Source organism: Paenibacillus periandrae (genome assembly GCF_022458865.1).
In the GTDB taxonomy this organism is placed as follows: Bacteria; Bacillota; Bacilli; order Paenibacillales; family NBRC-103111; genus Paenibacillus_S; species Paenibacillus_S periandrae.
On sequence record NZ_JAJNMU010000044.1, the window covers coordinates 25830 to 44975 of the forward strand.

The 19146-nt window shown below is 46.2% G+C and carries 17 protein-coding genes and 1 pseudogene; 3 read left to right on the forward strand and 15 right to left on the reverse strand.

Annotation, left to right across the window (positions count from 1 at the left end; translation table 11 throughout):
* Nucleotides 1-67 precede the first annotated feature (67 nt).
* From LRL21_RS42115 to LRL21_RS42130, 4 genes are all read right to left on the reverse strand, one after another.
* Complete coding sequence (locus tag LRL21_RS42115) at nt 68-1384, reverse strand: MFS transporter (protein ID WP_240421735.1); 1317 nt, start codon at nt 1382-1384, stop codon at nt 68-70.
* On the reverse strand, nt 1384-2493 hold the full coding sequence (locus LRL21_RS42120) for a DUF58 domain-containing protein (RefSeq protein WP_240421736.1): 1110 nt from the start codon (nt 2491-2493) through the stop codon (nt 1384-1386). Before LRL21_RS42120 ends, LRL21_RS42115 begins: the two co-directional genes overlap by 1 nt.
* An 11-nt stretch (nt 2494-2504) precedes the next feature.
* The gene (locus tag LRL21_RS42125) at nt 2505-3467 is read right to left on the reverse strand and encodes an AAA family ATPase (RefSeq protein ID WP_240421737.1); all 963 of its coding nucleotides are present in this window, start codon (nt 3465-3467) and stop codon (nt 2505-2507) included.
* A gap of 263 nt (nt 3468-3730) precedes the next feature.
* Entirely contained in the window at nt 3731-4909 is a 1179-nt protein-coding gene (locus LRL21_RS42130) for a low temperature requirement protein A (RefSeq protein WP_240421738.1), read from the reverse strand.
* A 201-nt stretch (nt 4910-5110) separates the two neighbouring features.
* On the opposite strand from LRL21_RS42130, the gene xerS reads away from it, so the two are divergent.
* Nucleotides 5111-6190 (forward strand): tyrosine recombinase XerS, encoded by a 1080-nt coding sequence (xerS, locus tag LRL21_RS42135; RefSeq protein WP_240421739.1) that lies wholly within the window; start codon nt 5111-5113, stop codon nt 6188-6190.
* Between the two features lie 5 nt (nt 6191-6195).
* Here the strand turns inward: xerS and LRL21_RS42140 are convergent, their stop codons facing one another.
* The 7 genes from LRL21_RS42140 to LRL21_RS42170 all read right to left on the reverse strand — a co-directional run bounded on the left by LRL21_RS42140 (nt 6196) and on the right by LRL21_RS42170 (nt 13182).
* Nucleotides 6196-7407 carry a hypothetical protein gene (locus tag LRL21_RS42140; protein ID WP_240421740.1) on the reverse strand — a complete coding sequence of 404 codons (1212 nt, stop codon included), beginning with the start codon at nt 7405-7407 and terminating at the stop codon, nt 6196-6198.
* 111 nt (nt 7408-7518) lie between these two features.
* Nucleotides 7519-9078, reverse strand: coding sequence for a response regulator (locus LRL21_RS42145; RefSeq protein ID WP_240421741.1), 1560 nt, complete (start codon nt 9076-9078; stop codon nt 7519-7521).
* 27 nt (nt 9079-9105) lie between these two features.
* Nucleotides 9106-10305: a histidine kinase gene (locus tag LRL21_RS42150; RefSeq protein WP_240421742.1), complete on the reverse strand. Its 1200-nt coding sequence runs from the start codon at nt 10303-10305 to the stop codon at nt 9106-9108.
* Nucleotides 10302-10862, reverse strand: coding sequence for a hypothetical protein (locus tag LRL21_RS42155; RefSeq protein ID WP_240421743.1), 561 nt, complete (start codon nt 10860-10862; stop codon nt 10302-10304). The genes LRL21_RS42150 and LRL21_RS42155 overlap by 4 nt, the downstream gene beginning before the upstream one ends.
* A 116-nt stretch (nt 10863-10978) precedes the next feature.
* On the reverse strand, nt 10979-11701 hold the full coding sequence (locus tag LRL21_RS42160) for a carbohydrate ABC transporter permease (RefSeq protein ID WP_240421744.1): 723 nt from the start codon (nt 11699-11701) through the stop codon (nt 10979-10981).
* The gene (locus LRL21_RS42165; RefSeq protein ID WP_240421745.1) at nt 11691-12584 is read right to left on the reverse strand and encodes a carbohydrate ABC transporter permease; all 894 of its coding nucleotides are present in this window, start codon (nt 12582-12584) and stop codon (nt 11691-11693) included. The genes LRL21_RS42160 and LRL21_RS42165 overlap by 11 nt, the downstream gene beginning before the upstream one ends.
* 37 nt (nt 12585-12621) lie before the next feature.
* Nucleotides 12622-13182 (reverse strand): extracellular solute-binding protein, encoded by a 561-nt coding sequence (locus LRL21_RS42170; RefSeq protein WP_338044768.1) that lies wholly within the window; start codon nt 13180-13182, stop codon nt 12622-12624.
* Between the two features lie 564 nt (nt 13183-13746).
* Between LRL21_RS42170 and LRL21_RS42175 the strand changes: the two genes are divergently transcribed.
* The gene (locus LRL21_RS42175; RefSeq protein WP_240421747.1) at nt 13747-15897 is read left to right on the forward strand and encodes an ABC transporter transmembrane domain-containing protein; all 2151 of its coding nucleotides are present in this window, start codon (nt 13747-13749) and stop codon (nt 15895-15897) included.
* On the opposite strand, the gene LRL21_RS42180 is transcribed toward LRL21_RS42175, so the two are convergent.
* Both LRL21_RS42180 and LRL21_RS42185 read right to left on the reverse strand, forming a co-directional pair.
* Nucleotides 15894-16400 (reverse strand): hypothetical protein, encoded by a 507-nt coding sequence (locus LRL21_RS42180; protein ID WP_240421748.1) that lies wholly within the window; start codon nt 16398-16400, stop codon nt 15894-15896. The two genes, LRL21_RS42175 and LRL21_RS42180, sit on opposite strands and share 4 nt — an antisense overlap.
* Nucleotides 16401-16414: 14 nt before the next feature.
* The gene (locus tag LRL21_RS42185) at nt 16415-16933 is read right to left on the reverse strand and encodes a hypothetical protein (protein WP_240421749.1); all 519 of its coding nucleotides are present in this window, start codon (nt 16931-16933) and stop codon (nt 16415-16417) included.
* A 533-nt stretch (nt 16934-17466) separates the two neighbouring features.
* On the opposite strand from LRL21_RS42185, the pseudogene LRL21_RS42190 reads away from it, so the two are divergent.
* Nucleotides 17467-18250, forward strand: a pseudogene (locus LRL21_RS42190) (SDR family oxidoreductase); the annotation flags it as partial.
* Here LRL21_RS42190 and LRL21_RS42195 read toward each other — a convergent pair.
* Both LRL21_RS42195 and LRL21_RS46555 read right to left on the reverse strand, forming a co-directional pair.
* Complete coding sequence (locus LRL21_RS42195) at nt 18158-18754, reverse strand: extracellular solute-binding protein (RefSeq protein WP_338044766.1); 597 nt, start codon at nt 18752-18754, stop codon at nt 18158-18160. The pseudogene LRL21_RS42190 and the gene LRL21_RS42195 overlap by 93 nt on opposite strands.
* Nucleotides 18755-18946 (reverse strand): hypothetical protein, encoded by a 192-nt coding sequence (locus LRL21_RS46555; RefSeq protein WP_338044767.1) that lies wholly within the window; start codon nt 18944-18946, stop codon nt 18755-18757.
* Nucleotides 18947-19146 lie beyond the last annotated feature (200 nt).

The window sequence follows — 19146 nt, forward strand, 5'->3', positions numbered from 1 at the left end:
GCTACACTCCCCTTAACGAATTATTCAATACTTGCTTCTATCTATATGAGTCTTACTTGGCATAAGGTCATTTGGTTTCAACAATCTTTTTCATTGCTTCTATATCAGCGTCCTGAAGAGCCTTGTCACTGTAGCGCGCTTGTTCGTATACGCCTACAATCGGACCGGTTGAGATAGAGGATTGCCTCTTTCCCCAGCGCTGAATATCGTGACTGATTTCCTCTGGAGTCAAATGCTTCTGAAGCTTGTAGCCTTCCTTCGTATGCTTGAGAAGCCATTCACGGTACAAATATCGGGCACGCTCTCGATTATCCATCGCTGCCCACTTCCCTTTGGGATGAAGCTGTCCTTGGAGCCACCGCTTGATATTGCCGGTTAAGCTGTTGTTCAAGCTTTTCCAATCCATCAGACTTTCGACGTCATCCTCATATCCGGTATCTTGCTGGTGCATTCCCCTTTGACCGAATCGGAGCATCAGCCATTGAACAATTCGCTTGATCAACGGAGGAAGTTTTTTGGCTGCTACATACAGCAGAACGAGCACCCCAACAATAAGCGCGGCCCCCACCATGATCATCAGAGCCTTTTCGAGCCATTGCAGCCAGGCCGCAGGAGGAGGTGTTTCTCCAAGATTCATAGAAGGCGGTGGTGCCACCTCATTATTGACGGGTGGCGGCTCGTTAGATTGACTGAATAATTGCTGAAGCCAGGCAATAATTTGATCTCTTAGCCATAGCAGAGCGGCTTGCAGCTTTCGTATGAACACAATAAGGACGACGATGACTAAGACCAGCACGATCAGAACACGATTTTGCAGCAGTATACCCGCAGCAAGTACGGGCTCCTTGCTGCCGGATAGCGTTTCCTGCTTCATCATAGTCTGGTTGGTCATCAGAAAAGTGATCGCCAATGCCAATAACCCAAAGCCTGTCACAATGGACGAATAGGGCTCAAACGATGGTACAAACTGGAGCACAACGGATGATATAAAATAGATGACCAGACCAACAGCGTATAACGTAACAGGAAACATCATACTCCAGGGTACAGTAACCATGCGTGCGCCGCGGTACATACAGACAGCTGCGATGGGCAGCGTAATAAAAAAAGCATACGTAGATCCAGACACGCTGTAAGCTGCTATGGCTCCGAGACAGATAACCATCGCCAGCATCGCAAACATTTTGCCGATATTCAGAAGCTGGTTTACTGCGAACCCGACAGCATAACAAACGGGCAATGTCATCAGCCACAGCCATAGGCCCGCATTCTCAGGAAACAAGTACACGCCTGTCACCATCAGCAAAGGAATAACCATGAGCAGCTCTGTACTGCCTCTAAGAGCGGCCAGTCCGATACCGGTCCATCTCGTATGGGTATTCATCAGACGACACCTGCCTCTTCCTTAAGTGCTGATTCCTTATTGAGCATCAGCAGCTCTACAGCATTCCCGCTGCGGCGAAGCTGTTCAATGGGCTGAATCATTTTCTCGCTCATATAAGCCGAAATGACGACAATGTCCAAGTTGGTAGCTCCTTGCTCCGCTACCTCCTGCAACAAATCATCAAACGGTATTCGCCGTCCTGCAACGAGCTTGGCCATTGTTTCTAATAAAAAGGTCATCTGCTCAGGTCCGTTTCTTGCTTCAATATATACGGGATCTCTTGGTAAATCAATCAGATGCGCATTGGTACCGAAGCCTGTTTCCATCCCCTGATCAATAGCCTGGGCAGCAATGGCCGCAGCGTAGGAAATGCCCTGCTCGAACAGCTCCTCATCGTTGACCTGGCTCCACATCTTGGCATGATCCTCGACATTCAGCAATATCATCAGACGATGATCCGCGGTATAGTCCAACTGATGCACCTGCAGGCTCCCACTTCGGGCTGTAGCCTTCCAGTTAACGCCCTTTAGAGGATCACCGTAGCGATACTCCCGTGCACCAGAAATCATAAAAGGGTCCTCTACAATCCAGCGGCGAACACTGATATCACCCTGCCAGCTGTGTGAAGGCAGACTGAGCACATCCAGATCAGCCAGCTTCGGGTAGACGAGCAGCTCCACATTCAGAGCAAGCTTAATCGTATTCCGGTACACACCCAGCAAATCACCGCATGTCATAGACGCTGTATTCAGACGGTAGCAGCCCCGTTTCTTGCACACAATCCGATGTCGTCTCGTAATCTGCGTGAAGGGCATCAAGCTGAACAGGCTTTTGTGATTCTGAAACATCGTACCGTCACTAATATCCAGATTACTCTGGTTTTGAAATTTCAGACCTGCATGAATCAACGATTCAAGTCTGAGCCAGGGTACGGGCACCCAATTCCGGTTGGCGATTCGCTCCACCAGTTCAACCTCTTCACCCTCAAAGCAGGCCCGGGTACCAAAAAAACGCTCGTATTTGAGCCCCTTTTGACCCCAGTAGCGGAATACAAGTCCCTGCGCGACAACGATGATAAGTGCCGTTAATATAAACCAATGGATTCCCATACAACCACATCCTATCCGGAAATCAGGCTATCTTCAGTAGGCACGGGTACATCCCGCAATATAGCGGCAACAATGGATTCACTCTCCTCGGTACGGGAGCGGAGCGATCCCTTCACGATCAGGCGATGAGCAAGCACAGGCTCTGCCACTGCTTTAATATCATCAGGCGTAACGAAATCTCTGCCTTTCAGTATCGCCTGCACCTGTGCAGCTTTAAGTAAAGCTTGGCTCCCGCGCGGACTGACTCCGGTTGAAACTTCACTATGAGTCCGGGTCTTCTCCACAATAGCTATCAGATAGGCCAGTATATCATCACTCACCTTCACTTGGGAATAGCTGTTCTGCGCGGCGACAATTTCTTCTGCATCGGCCACACCAAGGATGGCATCGAGCGGATTGGCTTCTTTAAAGCGTTTCAGGATTTGGATGCCTTCTGCAGCATTGGGGTATCCCATCTTGATCTTGAACAGGAAACGGTCAAGCTGGGCCTCTGGAAGCGGAAAGGTTCCCTGATTTTCGACCGGATTTTGTGTAGCGATAACAAAAAAAGGTCGCGTAAGCGTTCTTGTTTCACCATCTATGCTCACTTGTCTTTCCTCCATGCACTCCAGCAGAGAGGATTGAGTTCGTGGTGTCGCACGATTAATTTCATCAGCCAGCAGCACATGAGTGAACAGGGGCCCTGGCCGGAATTCGAATTCAGACAGCTTTTGATTGAAAAAATGGATACCACTTAAATCCGACGGCAGTAAATCAGGAGTAAATTGTATTCTTTTAAAGCTGGCCCGAACCGACTTTGCCATCGCTTTGGCCAGCAGCGTTTTGCCTGTTCCCGGCACATCCTCCAACAGCACATGCCCCGATGCTATGATGGCAATGAGCAGCTTATCAATGACATCCTCTTTTCCGACAACCACCCGATTGACATTGTCTCTGATGCTTTGGGCCAAGCTTCTAATTTGCGTAAGCTGCATGCATGTAACCTCCATCGATAATTAAGCATGAATGAATCCTTTGTAATCGTTTGCAGTTTAAATGTACCACAAGCGCCGCTGGTGTGCACCTTCCTCGTTTATTGCCGCATGCTTTCTAAGATGAAGGTCCGTTCAGTCGAAGCAGTTGTGATATCTGACGATGTGAAATTAAAGCCTGTTCAAAGTTACAGGCCATGAGAGACGGTAATAGCAGTGAGATACAATGGAGCAATTATTGAATCAGAAACAGTTGCTCGCTCGAACTACACTGCTGTCCGTCTCCTTCTGGAAATCAACCTTTCCGATACGCCCACAACCACCAGCAGGATAGTAACAAGTAAACCCAGAACAAGGGGAGACAAGCTGTGAGCCACGAATATGCATAGAAGTAAGGCTGCCGTACCTAATATGTAGGGTAAACAAAATTTGCCTGTTACTTCACGCTTAAACAGGGTATTGCCAATCAAATAGATCGCGGGACCACCAACAATCGCACAGATCGTTTTCGTGTCCATATGCCCTAATGGATGTGCCAGAACAAGCTCATCACCAACCGCTGTCACAATAATTCCGGCAGCAATCGGTAAATGCAGGTACGTATAAGCAAGACGCGCCAACCGCCCCGGATCGTTGGAATGTGTAATCTTGTGGTGGCCCGAGTGTGCGCTTGAATCAAAATAAATCCACCACATCGCTACACTGCCAACAAACGTAACCATGAATGAAAACAAGTTGACAGAGGTCCATGGGAGTGAACTGAAGGTCGAACCGGTTACCAGAATGGATTCACCCAAGGCTATAATGACAAACAATCCACAACGTTCGGCAAAATGAGCCCCCTCTACCTTCCATACACTTGTTGGCGTGCAGCCAAGTCTCGGCACCCAGAAGCCTACAGACGGTGACATGTATTCCAGCACCAATGCCAGTATCCATAATACGTACCGAAGTACTTGACTTTCTACAATACCTCCAGCTATCCAGAAAACACCGGATACGATCAGCCAGACCAATATCCTTATAAAGCTAAGTCGCAAATCCTGCTGGTCCTTCCCCACTCCCCAGACCATAAATGCAGTTCGTCCAACCTGAATAAGCACATAAGCGATAGCAAAGGTTAGTGCCCTTTCCCCAAAAGCGTCAGGGATCGAAGAGGATAAAATCAACCCTGTCAGCATGAGGCCAATGAGCACGATTCTCACCGGCAGCTTCTCAGGATCCAGCCAATTCGTTACCCACGAGGTGAATATCCATACCCACCACACCGCCATCAGCAAAAACATAGTTTGCAGCGCCCCAATGAAACTAAAATGCTCCAGCAAATTATGTGACAGCTGTGTAACCGCAAATACAAAAACAAGGTCAAAAAACAATTCAATGAACGTAACCTTGCCGTTATCATGGCCCGATCCGCCCCTCATAAGACTCAACGATTTCATCATTATTGTAGCTCCCTATTATAACGATTATAAAGTCAACCACCTATCTCTTATGCCATAATAAAAGAATTATTGGCAACAATCAATTACATGTTTGTTCATAATCAGTTGGATCCAAAATGGCAGCAACTGATTCCGATTTGCAATATCTTCTTCCTATACTATACTTAAACGTATCTGTACATAAATTTGAGGTGCCTACTAATGAATATTTTGAAAGTAAAAGACCGCCAGGAGCTGGATAAAAAAATACCAGCGATGCCTTGGTACGTAGAGAAATTTATCAATTTCAAGCTTCCTGACCTCTCCCCTTCTTCATTGCTGGAGTATGTGCGGGATTATGAAACCTTTTTCTCGTGGATGCTTGCGGAAGGTCTGGCTGAAGCCGATTCGATAAAAAACTTACCGATTGAAGCACTCGAGAAGCTGCATATGGAAAGCATCGATAATTTTCGGATGTTTTTGATGACCCGTACCGAGCATACGAACAGCCGTGTTACGATTTCACGTAAGCTGTCCTCGCTTCGTTCATTATTTCATTATTTAAGTCAAATTGCCGAGGATGAGGAGTTTTATCCTTTGCTCAAGAGAAATGTGATGGCCAAAGTCGAGATCAAGCGGACCCATAAACCGAAGGATACGGCAGCCAAGCTTGAAGGCAAGCTGCTGCAGGAGCAGGAAATCCATGAATTCATAGCATTTGTTGAGCATGGGTATGGTGAAGAGGTTGCGGGAAATAAGCAGGCCCTATACTCCTACAACATCAACAAGGTTCGTGATACCTGCATTATCCGACTGGTGCTGAACTCGGGCCTTCGTGTCTCGGAGGTTGTTAACCTGAACGCCGACGATATCGATCTTAAGAAAAAGCTTGCTTATGTATACCGCAAGGGCTCTAACGATGATACTTTCAAAACACCCGTATATTTCCGTCAGGATGCAACTGAGAATCTTATGGCCTATATGGACATACGGCAGACGCAGTATAAAGCGCCACGCAAAGAAAAAGCCCTCTTTCTTGCCATTGCAAACGGCAAAAAAGAAGGGGAACGGATGACCAAACGAGCCATTCAGGAAATGGTCATTAAATATGCCAAACGGTTCGGCAAGCCCTATTTGTCAGTCCATAAGCTGCGGCATTCATTTGCTACAGATTATTACCTACGTAACGATTTATACAAAACTCAGGAGCAGTTGGGACACGCTTCGCCGGAAACTACACAGATTTACGCCCATTTGACTGACAAAACGATGGCGCAAGCGATTGATAATGAAAAAGAATAGGATGCTTATCTCTTTACCCATTCATTTCCATTTAGACCGATAAAATGATACCAGACACCACCCTGACCTGCATCCCATTTCTCGAAGGCATGTACGGGTTGTGGGCTATAGAAACCTTTGGCGTGAGCCGTTTTCTCTTCTATAGGGTGGTCAAAGGTTTGATCCCCCAAGGTCAATTGCAGTTCTTCATCTGTAGGCACGATCCCGATCGGACGCTCTAATAAAGCCCGCTCTGGATTCACCCACTTGTCTCCCTGAGGAGTTTTTACATGCTTCCAATGCTCCCCTGAAGCTTCGAAGGCTTCGTATTCCCCAGGCTGAAGCCAATAAATCATGCTATTATCTAAAGTAGGCTTTTCAAAATAGCGGGTTTGGACAGGCAATCGGACAGTTTCCTGAATAGGTTTATAAGAAATGACAGCTTGATTGCGGGGAGCTACCCAACGATCACCTTGCGGCAGCTGGAATTTATACCATAGCTCTCCACTGGGACCCAGGAAGCCATGAGTATCCCATGTCCCCACTATTGGCAAGGTTTGCGGCAGCAAGGGCTCAGCGTCTTCTTCAATATGATAAGGATATGGATAAGCCGTTTCCGCTGCTTCCAGCTTCAGATCGAACGAAATCGGTGTTTCATGAATATCCTCAACCAATGTTGGCTTCAGCAGCCATTTATCCCCGAGCCAAGTATGTATGCGATACCAGCTGCCACCACCACCCATAAAAGACATCGCATTAGTGCCACGTAATTGCGAATATGTAATAGAAGCATCAGATTGCAGCTTTTGTGGAGCTAGCTTTAAACCATTTGGCAGTGTATTAGGCTGATCATACAAAGCAGTGTCAAAAATCGTCGTAATCGATCGTTTCTCCTCCTGCAATAATCCGTTCATTACCCGATCATCTGCACGTATCCACATGTTGCCCAGCCACGTGGTCTCAATTAAATACCAAGTAATATCAACAGGCTCATCCGCCCTCCATTCTCGATCAACGTCAACAACCTTCACCGATTGCAGCGGGCCCAGGCTGGCCAAAGCTTCCTTGGGCTTGTTATAGTCCTTATACAGCTCCGTGTCTGCCACAATTGTAATGTACTGGGGCTTTACGTTGATCACTGCCCCTGCAGAGTGTGGGGAATTAGAAAATGCCAGCAAGCAAATTCCCGTAGCTACAACAAATCGTATAAAAAAAGAACCTCGGGCAGAAAAATTCATTATTCACACTCCTCGTCAGCTTTATTACATAAACGGTAGTCCTATCCAATAAGTTGCGAGAAGTGCCTATTATTTACATAACTTTTACAAAAACGCGACGTAGCTTTTCTCCTATATATCAGGATGACCCAGTCCCTTTCGTTGATATTCAGAAGGAGAAACACCCTTTTGCTTCTTGAACAGTTGTGTAAAATATTTATAATCCCGGAAGCCGACATTCCAGCTAATTTCATACAGAGCGGCAGTAGTTTTGGCTTGCAGCTGCCTTGATGCTTCCTCGATCCGAATTCGATTCAGAAATGCCGTATATGAAATGCCCATTTCCTGCTTGAATTTATGGCTAAAATAGTTGGGAGACTGTTGAATATACGCCGCCACTTCTTTTACAGAAATATCATGAAAATGATCATGCATGTAGCTGATAGCCTTGGTGACGCCTTTCATATTCGGGAGTGGTTGACCATTTTGTACTTGCTCATAAGCAATCCGATACAGCTGGAGCACATAGCTGCGGAAACCATCAATCGATTCGATCTGCTCCAATGAATGATCACGATTCCATTCTGCATGGTTAGGCCGGATAGAAACAACTGTCATTCGTTTCATCTCCTGCTCGGCAATCCAGGCATATTGTCTGCATATCCTACGAACTTCCCCCACCAGTCGGTTCCGTTCTTGCGACAACGCGTCGAATTCCCTGTCGATGCAGCTTTGTAAAGAGGCGAAGGAAGGTTCATGGAATCCTCTTGAGAGCTCATCCTCTGGCGGTGTGTAGGTTCTGCTCCGTACTTCTTTCCGGTCAGGAACCTCGTAATAATAATACATAGCCCGTGGTCCACCGTATAACCTCAATTGGATAGCTTGTAGAGCCTGCTCATACAGCTTGGGGAGATGGGCTATCCCATCTTCGTTGCTGATACCTATCGTTATGCTGATATGGCAATGCTCCAGCAGCACCGCTTGAACCTGCTTCCACCACTTCTCCAGCTCAAAGGTACGGTTGTCCGAGTTCATAATCAGCATATAGTCCCGGGGAGAAAGCCTATGTACCATACTTGGTATTCTGTGAGCTTCTGTGTCCAACAATTGTTGAATGCGCTCTGGATGATGAGTGAGAACGTCTCCAAGCACCACATCCGCTTGCAAGTAACAAATCCGAAGCGGAATCCCGGGCTTCCACTTGATACTGAGAGCAAGCATCGCTAACATATTCGGTGTCTCTGTGAATGTGTTGTTTACAATATCCCGAACAAGGCGTTCACTCCAATATTCATGGTACCAGGTGATCTGACTTTTTTCTTTTTCAATCGTTTCGATAGCCTTCTTGACCAGATTGAGCAGTCGTTGTATATTGACAGGTTTTAACTCATAATCGATGACCCCATATTGGAGTGCTTCCTTGGCATACTCAAATTCGGAATAACCACTCAAAATAATAAACTTGCAGGAAGACGACAAGTCTCTTACAGATTTGATCAAGGCCAGACCGTCCATCCTGGGCATTCTAATATCCGTGATAATGATTTCAGGATTGTACTGCTTGAAGAGCTGCAGCGCGGTAACCCCACTATCCGCAATATACACCTCATCCAACCCCAATGATTTCCAATTTATGCCTTCCTGTAAACCCGTTCGAATTTGAATTTCATCATCGACAATAAGCATTTTCATACCGCTTGTATCACCTCAATTATATGCCTATACGCTATCGTGTCTTAAAACTGCCGGAAGTAGCAGTACGACCTTCGTCCCTATACCAAGCTCACTGCTAAAAAGAATCCCGAATCCAGTTCCGTACTTCAACTGTAGACGACTGTGTATATTTTTAAGCGCATAACCTGAATGTGATTCCTCACCGGCAAGCAGCCTGCGGATACGGTTCTCATCTGCCCCGATTCCATTATCCTCTACACAAATTCGGGTAAAAGCCGCCTCCTGTACAATCGAAATACGGATGAAGCCTTGCCCAATCCTATCAGCAAAGCCATGCTTGATTGAGTTCTCAACCAATGGCTGTAAAATAAAATGCGGGCACTCGTACTGAAGCAGATGCTCCTCCACTTGTACCTCGAACTCATAAATGTGATTGAACCGGAAATTGAGAATGATCATATAATTGCGCACATGCTCTACCTCTTGCTCAATCGTGGTGATTTGATGCTCCTGGGTTAACGAATATCTGAACATGTTGGAGAGCACCTCCAGCTGATCAGCAACCGAATCCACCTGATGCCTGATAGCTACCCAACGAATGGATTCAAGCGTGTTATACAAAAAATGAGGATTAATTTGCATACTCAGCATTTGCAGCCGGGCTTCCTTTTCTTTTAATTGACTGTGATACACCTTATCGATCAGATCTTTAAGCTCCAAGCCCATGGCTCTAAAATGAAACACCAGCTGTCCGATTTCATCCTTTTGTTGCACATCAAGCTTAATTTCCAGATTGCCGCGCTTAACCTTATCCATTTCGCGCTTCAGCAGCTTGATGGGTCGAATAATGCGGTTGTTTTGGATAACGGAGAAAATAATCCCAAATAGCAAACAGATCGACAGTGCGACAACAATCAATATCCCGAGAAACTTCTGCGGTTCATTAATTTGCGAGTCTGGAACCACTTTGATCACATGCCAGCCTGGATTTGGCAGCTTATAATAAAATACAGAAACTTTTTCCCCATTGATCGTGGAGCGAAAATTCCCCTCAATGCCGGACATAACCTGCTGAACATAGGGCAGCTGTCCGATATCGTTTCCGATCTCACCTTTGTTCTTGGAAGACACGATTTGCCCATGGCTATCGATAATAACCATCCCGTCATTTTGCCACGCATCATTTTCTGTGTAAGCCTGCTCCAGCGCTTGTTCGGGGATCGTTAATATTTCAACAGAAATCACAACAAATGAATTAAGATCATTAACGGCTCTAAGCAAAGAGACGACATATTCATTTTCATTCGGATTTTGATAGGAATGCAGCTTATAGGTGCCGGTCCATACCGGAACTCCTTTTCGCTGGATCGCTTGTTGGAGCAGCTCCTGGTTAACCTCGTTCTCATAGTAACCGAACCGGTAAATCGGCTTCGTATGTTGATAAGGAGAAAAGAGTGCAGGTAAGGCTGCACTCTAATTTCCTGCTGCAAAAAATAATTGAGTCCATTCGTACGCACTACGAATTCATACGGATAAGATTGCTCGTTCAAGTTCGATAGCTGCTGGACATCTTCATTGCCCAACAACTTATCAGATAAATATTCTGTATTGGAGACGATTTGATTCAAGCGAAACTCGGTTTGCTTAAAGGATTGAAAGACGGCCTCTCTCGACTTGGAACCGATAATATCGGACGAAATCGCGAGGATTAAGAAGGACGCTGCCATTAACGGAAGAATAACAAGCACAAACAAATACACAAAAAAAATTTGGTTTGGATAGACATGGTTTATATTCTCCAATTGGTTCACCCTTTTACTGCACCGCTCGTTAATCCTCTTACAAAATACTTTTGTGAACATAAAAATATGACAACGAGCGGAACCATGACAATACATATGGCCGCAGAGAGCGGTCCTCAATCGGTGCCCATCTGCGTTTGAAAAGCAATAATACCAAGTGGTATGGTTCGAAATACCGATGCTGACATGGAAACAGTCGTCCAGAGCAGCTCTCCCCATAACCCAAAATTGAGAATAGCCACCGTCAATAGTGTCGGAATCATGATGGGTACGATCACTTTTACAAAAACAAGCATATCGTTCGCCCCGTCTACCTTGGCTGCTTCCAGCAGCTCATTCGGGACCGATTGGAAGAAATTACGCAATATAAACGTTGCCGTGGGCACCCCCCATCCAATAAACGGAAAAATAAGCGTATAAGCTTCATTCAACAGCCTCAGCTTACTCATCATGATATAGAATGGCATAATGATCGATTCGGATGGAAACATCGTTGGAATGAGAATGAACAGCATCAGGAGCTCCGCCTTGGGAATACGTAATCTCGCCAAAGCATATCCTGCCAATGAGGCAAATAGCACGATGCCTATAATCGAAATCGATACGACATAGGTGCTGTTTAATAAATAGCGACCGATCCCGCCGTCAATGAGTGCCTTCGAATAATTAAACCACTCGATACGTTCTGGTAGCGCCCATATGTTCTGAAGAAACTGCTGTGTGGATTTAAAAGAAGTCATAAATACAAAGAGCAGCGGGAATAACGTGAGCAGCGTCAATAGCAGAACGGTAACTCTGGGAATCCAGACGATGGCTGTGGTTTCTCTATTAATATTCATACGTCTCTCCCCCTAGTAACCGTCTCGCTATAAGTACAGTCAACAGCAATATTCCTGTAAACAAGGCTCCCATCGATGCTGCATAACCGAATTCATTGTAATTGAATGCGGTATCGACCATATACAAGGATACTGTCTTCGACATTGTCCCTGGACCGCCGTTCGTTAATATTCTCACCGAGTCGTAAGTTCGGAAGGCTGTGATCAAGGACAGCACCACGCACAATTGGATAATCGGCTTAAGTAATGGCAGCACAATGAGTATGAATTGACGCGTGTATCCGATACCATCCATTCTGCTTGCTTCAAATATGGACTTCGGTATAAGCTGCATGGCCGTGAAACAGAGCATCATCGTAATGCCCATATTCTTATACACATCTACAAGCACAATACTTGGCAGGACGGTTTCCGGTTCACCCAACCATACCCGCGTCAAATGCTCCAAGCCAATCGCTTCCAGTGCTTGATTCAATACGCCTTCAGGACTATAAATAAAAGTAAACAAAATCGCTATGATCGTTGTCGGAACCATAGAGGGAGTGAACAGAGCAAATCGGTAGAACGCTCCCTCTTTATTCCCCAACGGGTAGATCAGGGCTGCGAGCATAATGCCGATAACTACAGAAAATAAGGTGATACAAATGCCCAGGAAAGTTGTATTATAAAAGCTAATAAGAGCAGTACGGTCAGCAAAAATATGAATGTAATTATCGAATCCAATCCAGTTTCTCGTTAGAAACCCATCCCACTCCTGGAAAGACAAAATCAAGTTCCATATGAAAGGAATATAGGAAACAAACAGGATCAGGAATAAGACCGGAGCCAAAAATAGAAATCCAAGGACTGTACTGCCGAGTAAATTGCCTTTACGGTTGTTCATCCATGTTTCTCTCCATTATCTAAACTTAGCTATGTTGTCACTTCTTTTTAAGTGCTTCCTGACGTAAGGCTTCGAGATCACTAATAATTTCTTTGAAATCGGAGCCCTTCAGGAAAAGTTTAGGCAAAAGCTGGTTCCTGAAATATTCATCGATCTTGCTGTCCACATAGGTGAATCCCGGCGGGTTGGTAATCGCATGCTTATACAAAGCACCAATCTGAGTAACTATCGGATTTGTATACTTAACATTCACGTTGGAAACCAGGAAGCCCGCATCCGCATGAATTTGCATATATTCCTGGCTGGTCAGTTTTTTAATAATTTCGACTGCTGCTTCTTTGTTGGCTGCGTTCGCCGGAATCATAAATCCGTCCGCACTGCCCGTGTAAGCCAGCTTGTTGCCCATGGTCGGAACCGATAAAGCAACGACTTTAAATTTCGAATTGGTTGTTACTGTTGCCGCAAGTGAGGAGGCTTCGCCAATCATTGCTACTTTACCTTGGTAGAAAGCCGATTGCTCCTCGTCACGCTTAATCGTCAAAGCGCCCTTACCCGGATACCAGTAATCGTTATCATTTAATTTTTTGAGTATTCGGATTTAATGGTGGAATCATATGTTTAGTAGTATGTGATAAAGTTCGGATTAATTGGTGGAATTATCATTTTTATATACTCGCAATATTCGCCATTGTTCAAGTCATGAACGAAGAGGGGCGAAAGAATATCACCGAATCCTACATGTGGGCATAAAGCAGCGGCCAGCATTGCAATGGACAATCGACATATGCTTGTTAACCGTTGAGATCTTCATGCCCCTTGCAAACAGCTCATCCCGGTAGGCCAACAGGTCATCCGCGATCACCACCCGGAGCTGATTACATTGTTGAATGTGGAAAGAGGACAACACCCCTTCCATCTCGGTAGTTTATAACCGGATCATGCTCGCTTCCTTTGAAGAAGGGAAACACCCTATTCGGATCTTCGTGTACCAACCGGGTAGATGTGGCAAATAGCTCGTAAGATGCGGAGTTAATCGGCATATCCTTTACACCGGAGAAAAGGGTATCTCACGTAAACTCATTAATTCCGAAAATATTTTACCAACATCTGCCTTTGTCTATATAATAGACTCAGGTTATATATAGAAGGAGTTGAGTTGGCCGTGAAATTTCTTAAAGCATCTATCCCTTATCTGCGTCCCCACAAATGGTTGCTCATCATTATTCTCCTGTGTGCAGGGCTGGAGACAGCGTACAACTCCCTCTGGCCCCTAAGCTTTACCTACCTAATCGATAAAGCTTTCATCCCCAAGGATAGCGGCGTGTTTTTTCACACCCTGATCCTATTGATCTCGGGAGGGATCATCGGACTGCTAGCCGGCTTCGGCTCTGATTACGCCATGGCTGGACTTAGCGGACGAGTTGCCCTGCAACTGAGAAGGAGGGTATTCGGCAAGCTCCACCGCATACCTATAGAAAAGATAGAACACTACGGAATCGGAACGATTGTAAGCCGATTTTCGAATGATATTCCCTCAATTGGAGGCATTACCGCCTATTTAATTCCTGCACTCTTTAAAGGGCTGCTATCGGCCCTGATCGGCACGATTCTGCTTTTTCAAATGCAGTGGAAGCTGACCCTGTTGTTGCTTCTCTGCTCAGTGATTTTATTCGCGGGGCCCATGCTGCTCGAGAAACGTTCAAAAAGAGCAAGTGAACGCTTCAAGCAAGCTCAAGAAACATTTATTGATCTGGTAGACGAAAATGTAAAAGGGCATAAGCTCGTGAAGGGCTTCCACCTCGCCGACCTCATGAATCAAAGAGCGGAGCCGCGGATTCAATCCATCTTTCAAATCGGAACCAGGATGAATCTGCTCTTTTCCTTCCTGGAGCGAATACCGGCCGCTTCACTGCTTACACTTAGCGCACTCATGGTGGGTGTCGGCGGTTACCTTATTTTTAAAGGGGATCTGACAGTCGGAGAGTTCGTTGCCATGAATACGGTCTTCCTGCAGGTAGGTCAGTCGCTGTTATCCCTATCTATGCTGTGGCCTCGGCTGTTCGAGGCGGAGGTATCCTTAGCACGTATTAAAGAGCTGCTCGATTCAAGCGGCCCGGACGAAGGTAGCAAGAATAGACTTCCGCTTCCTGCCGCTATTCAAGAAATTCGCTTCCAAGACGTTCACTTCCGCTACACGGAGGATAAGGATACGTTAAAAGGAATAACCTTGTCCATTCCAGCAGGTGGATATACGGTCTTCGTAGGTACAAGCGGGTCCGGCAAGAGCACAGCACTCCAGCTGCTGCTGCGTTTCCTGAAGCCCTCGCGAGGAACCATTTACTTCGGCGACTTAGATTTACATAACCACGTAAGCGAGTGTTCCCTTTATGAACAGCTCGGGGTGGTTTTTCAGGATTCTCAGTTTTTGCAAATGAGCATTAAGGAGAATCTGTTCCTGGGGCGGCCTGTTAGCCTGGATACCATCGTGGAAGCGGCGCGCTTGGCTCGTATCCATGATACGATTAAAGCCATGCCTTTGCAGTACGATACGCAGTTGGATCAGAGCGGAGGCAATTTATCGGGCGGGCAGAAGCAGCGACTGGCGATTGCGCGGGCCCTGGCCAAGAACCCGAATTATTTGCTGTTCGATGAAGCGAGCTCTGCACTGGACCCGGCTACAGAAGCGGAAATTAACGAAACGATTGAAGGACTACGAGGCAGGAAGACCATCATCAGCGTGACCCATCGGCTTGCGTCCGCCAAGCGAGCGGATCGGATCTTTGTTTTTCAGGAAGGGGCTATTGTGGAAGCCGGAACCCACGAGGAGCTGCTTCGGCAGGAAGGAGCCTATAAGCGTCTATGGGACAAGCAGCATGGTATCCACATTACCGGAAACGGGTTTCTTGCTCAGGTCGAGGCTAGCCGGCTGGCGCAATTTCCCTTTTTCGAAGCCATTGCCCCGGATCTGTTAACCATAATCAGCAAGCAGTTTGTTAGCGAAAAATATGAAGCGGGGCAGGTCATAGTCCGTGAAGGCGAGGAAGGAGATAAGTTTTACTTGATCGCTCGCGGTGCCGTAGAAGTGGTCAAAGGAACCGGGGCAAACAGCAAAGCTGTGGCGGTTTTGCAGGATGGGGATCATTTTGGCGAGATTGCCCTGCTTCGCGGGATTCCGCGCACGGCAACCGTTACGGCTAAGATGCCCAGTGTACTGCTGTCCTTGCAGCGTGAGCAACTGCTCGAGCTTACCTACAACCATCATCAAATATACGAGATGCTGGTGATGACGTTACAGGAGCGAATGTCCTCTTAACCGAGCTTCCATCGGTTTAAACGGTCTAAAGAAGCGACAAATTCGTGCTCCACGCCAAAGCGAGTCGGCTCCGTACTGATCAGATCCGCTATCTTTTCGAATAGTTGTTTACGTTCTGCCGGGCTGGACTCGGTATAAAATTGGATTTGTTGGGTTGCCGGGACATGCTCCTTCAAAAACTCTTTGAGCCAGATCAGTCCGCGTAAAAATAACCTTGTGTTACGGTAAGTCGGGAGGATATGCACCATCTCCAGTCTTACCGTTTCTTTGTCGGTAAATCCCTTCTCCGGTGTTCCATACACGAATCCCAAAGCGGCAATCACTTGTCCGGATGCATCCTTCACAATGACCGCGCTCCCGTATAGGACCTGCTCCTTGATGAAATGAATCACACGTTTCGCTAAAAAGGCACTATGGATTTCCAGCTTATGATCCAAAATATACAGTGTATAGGCTTCCCAATCAGCGTCAGTCTTACATGGATTAAATTGATAGGCCATCATTTCCCTCCAAAACACTATGAATGTCGATGAAAAGATCGGATGAAAGCGGAAAGAGCCTCCAAGGAGGTAGAATAGACATCGAGCTCGCCAAACTCCCCTTCTCGTTTGGCAACCGGATTGGCAAACTTCGAATAGAGCCTGCGCAAATAGGCAGAATCCGCATGGGCATAGAAGAACACTTGTGATACAGAGCAATCTGCTTCCGTAACCCCGTTTATCAGGTATTCAAGACCCTGAAAAAAAGCAGTGGTTTTGCGATATTCCTTTTTGATAAGTAAAATCTCCACCAGAAGACTCTCACGGTCCTGAAAATCATTATCCGGGTTACCGTAATAATAGGTAACGATCCCTCCCGGTTCCCCCTCCTCGTCCAAGCCCATGATGATGTGTCCTTTGGACACCTGGGTGGATATCAGCTGCAAGGTATAAGTCAGCGGATACGGTGGAGTCATTTGATCCCTGTATTTGAGAAAAAATCGGATAAATTGCTCGTATTCATGATCTTCATTGCACTTTATAAGGGTTAGCGCCACTTTTCCACGCTCCTGTCTTGAGCTTACGAATTCAGTGATAAGAGCCATCGTTTAATAGGTATTATAACATGAGATTTCTGAAGAAAACCTCCCGTTTTTGTTTTTGTATGTAAATTCACAATTGATATGTATTGAAACATCTTCAGCTTATGGTAAAATAAGGGCAATATCACTTAATCTCGAAAGGATGAATCCTATGTCAGCCGGAATGAAAATTAATGCCAACGATAAACACTTTGACCCAAGAGCTAACGCATCTGCATCTTCACCGTCAAACTCGGAAACATCACGTAAAGCTTAAGCTTACCTCAGCACCCAACCCTCTCAGGGGGTTGGGTGTTTTTTTCATTCTTCCATCGTTCCCCCTTAGTGGGGAGCTGGTCGAACCATCGACATTCTGAGCACTCCAAATTGAGAAAGCTTGTTCTATTAAGCGACCGAACATAATGGATAGGCCTCTTTCATAAACTTCACTATCGATCAACGACCGGTTCCCAAATCGAACGGTTTAACCGAAAAAAGGAGGGATTAATATGTACCCGGTGTATCCTTATTATGGTTATGAGACCAAATGCGAGAGCAATCCCGTTACCTTTCCGCCGCAGCACCAGGATATTCAGCCCGGTTTAGAGTATTTAATGGATCCTGCGCCTATCTCCAACAATCCGGAGTACATGGGCAGCGGGAAGCTGCAGGGCAAGGTTGCTGTTATCACCGGCGGCGATAGCGGTATCGGCCGTGCGGTGCGATAGGCTTCGCCAAAGAGGGGGCGGATGTCGTGATCGCCTATCTTTACGAGCATAAAGATGCGGAGGCTACACAGCAAATGGTCGCCCGCTACGGCCGTCGCTGCCTGCCGATAGCCGAAGATTTGAGGAATGAGTCGTTTTCCTATGAAGTGGTGCGAAGGGCGATGGACCATTTTGGCAAAATAGATGTCTTGGTGTTGAATCAGGCCGTACAGTTTCCCCAAGAGAGTATTCTTAACATTACTGCGGGACAGCTGGACACTTCTACATGACCAAAGCCGCGCTTCCCTATCTGAAGCCCGGTAGTTCCATCATCAGTACAGCATCTGTGACCGCCTATGCAGGGGCACCTTTACTGGTAGATTACTCTTCAACCAAAGGAGCCATTGTCTCCTTTACCCGTTCGCTGTCGCTTCAATTGGTGGGTCAAGGAATCCGGGTGAATGCGGTAGCCCCAGGCCCGATCAGGACGCCGTTAATCGTATCCAGCTACTCCGCTCGGTATGTTAAAACATTTGGGACGGAGACGCCGATGCGCCGGGCCGGGCAACCGTTCGAGCTGGCTCCTAAATAGGGACACGCCAATTATTATACCTGGGATCTGGGTGGCTCTGAATTTGAATGATGATAAGAGCGTAGGGTGAGTAAATGACAATGATTTATAAGCCCTTTTCCACCATAAAATCCGAATACCCAATTTTTTCAGGTTTTCAAGCATCTTGGTAAACATAGGGTCTGCGATTGGAATTTGCAGCTTTGATAATTCATCCAGCTTGTTCTGTGCTTCCCCAATGCTTTGTAAACCTTCCCGCGGTAAAATAATAGCTTGATCGTTAGCTGCACCGAACGGATACACACCGGTTTTCTCCTTGATTTGCTTCAAGGTATCCAGAAATTGCTCCCAATTCCAGTTGTCCGGAATTTTAACTCCAGCTTTATCCAGAAGATCCTGGTTGGCGTAAATGAGTGGGAATACACCACTGATCGTAACACCATAAGTTTGCGAACCATACTTGCCAGTGTCCAGCATGGAGGTAAATTGCTTTCTCCATTCGCCTCCGTTCGCATCCAATTACGGTGTTAAATCAGTTACCATCTTGGAGTCGATCATCGTCTTCAAATTGTTGGGCCAATACGCATAAATATCTGCCGGTTGTCCGGAAGCGATACCCGTCTTGACGACTTTTTCCAGGTTACCCCAATCGACCGGAATCGTTTGAATATCGTATTTGCCTTTGAAATCTGCTTTCAGCTTTTCAAGCATGGTGACAAAACTTCGATAAGTTCGATAATTCTACGACTGGAGATTGGCATGAAAAGAGCCCTTAGCAATGATAAAGGCCACTGAAGAACTTACTGTTTTTTTCTTCGGCGGTAAGATCAAAATGAACGAAGACATCTACCCCGCTTTTTTTGAGGGAGATGTCTTCTTTTTTTGGTCTTTTCGGGGATTTTTCCTTACAT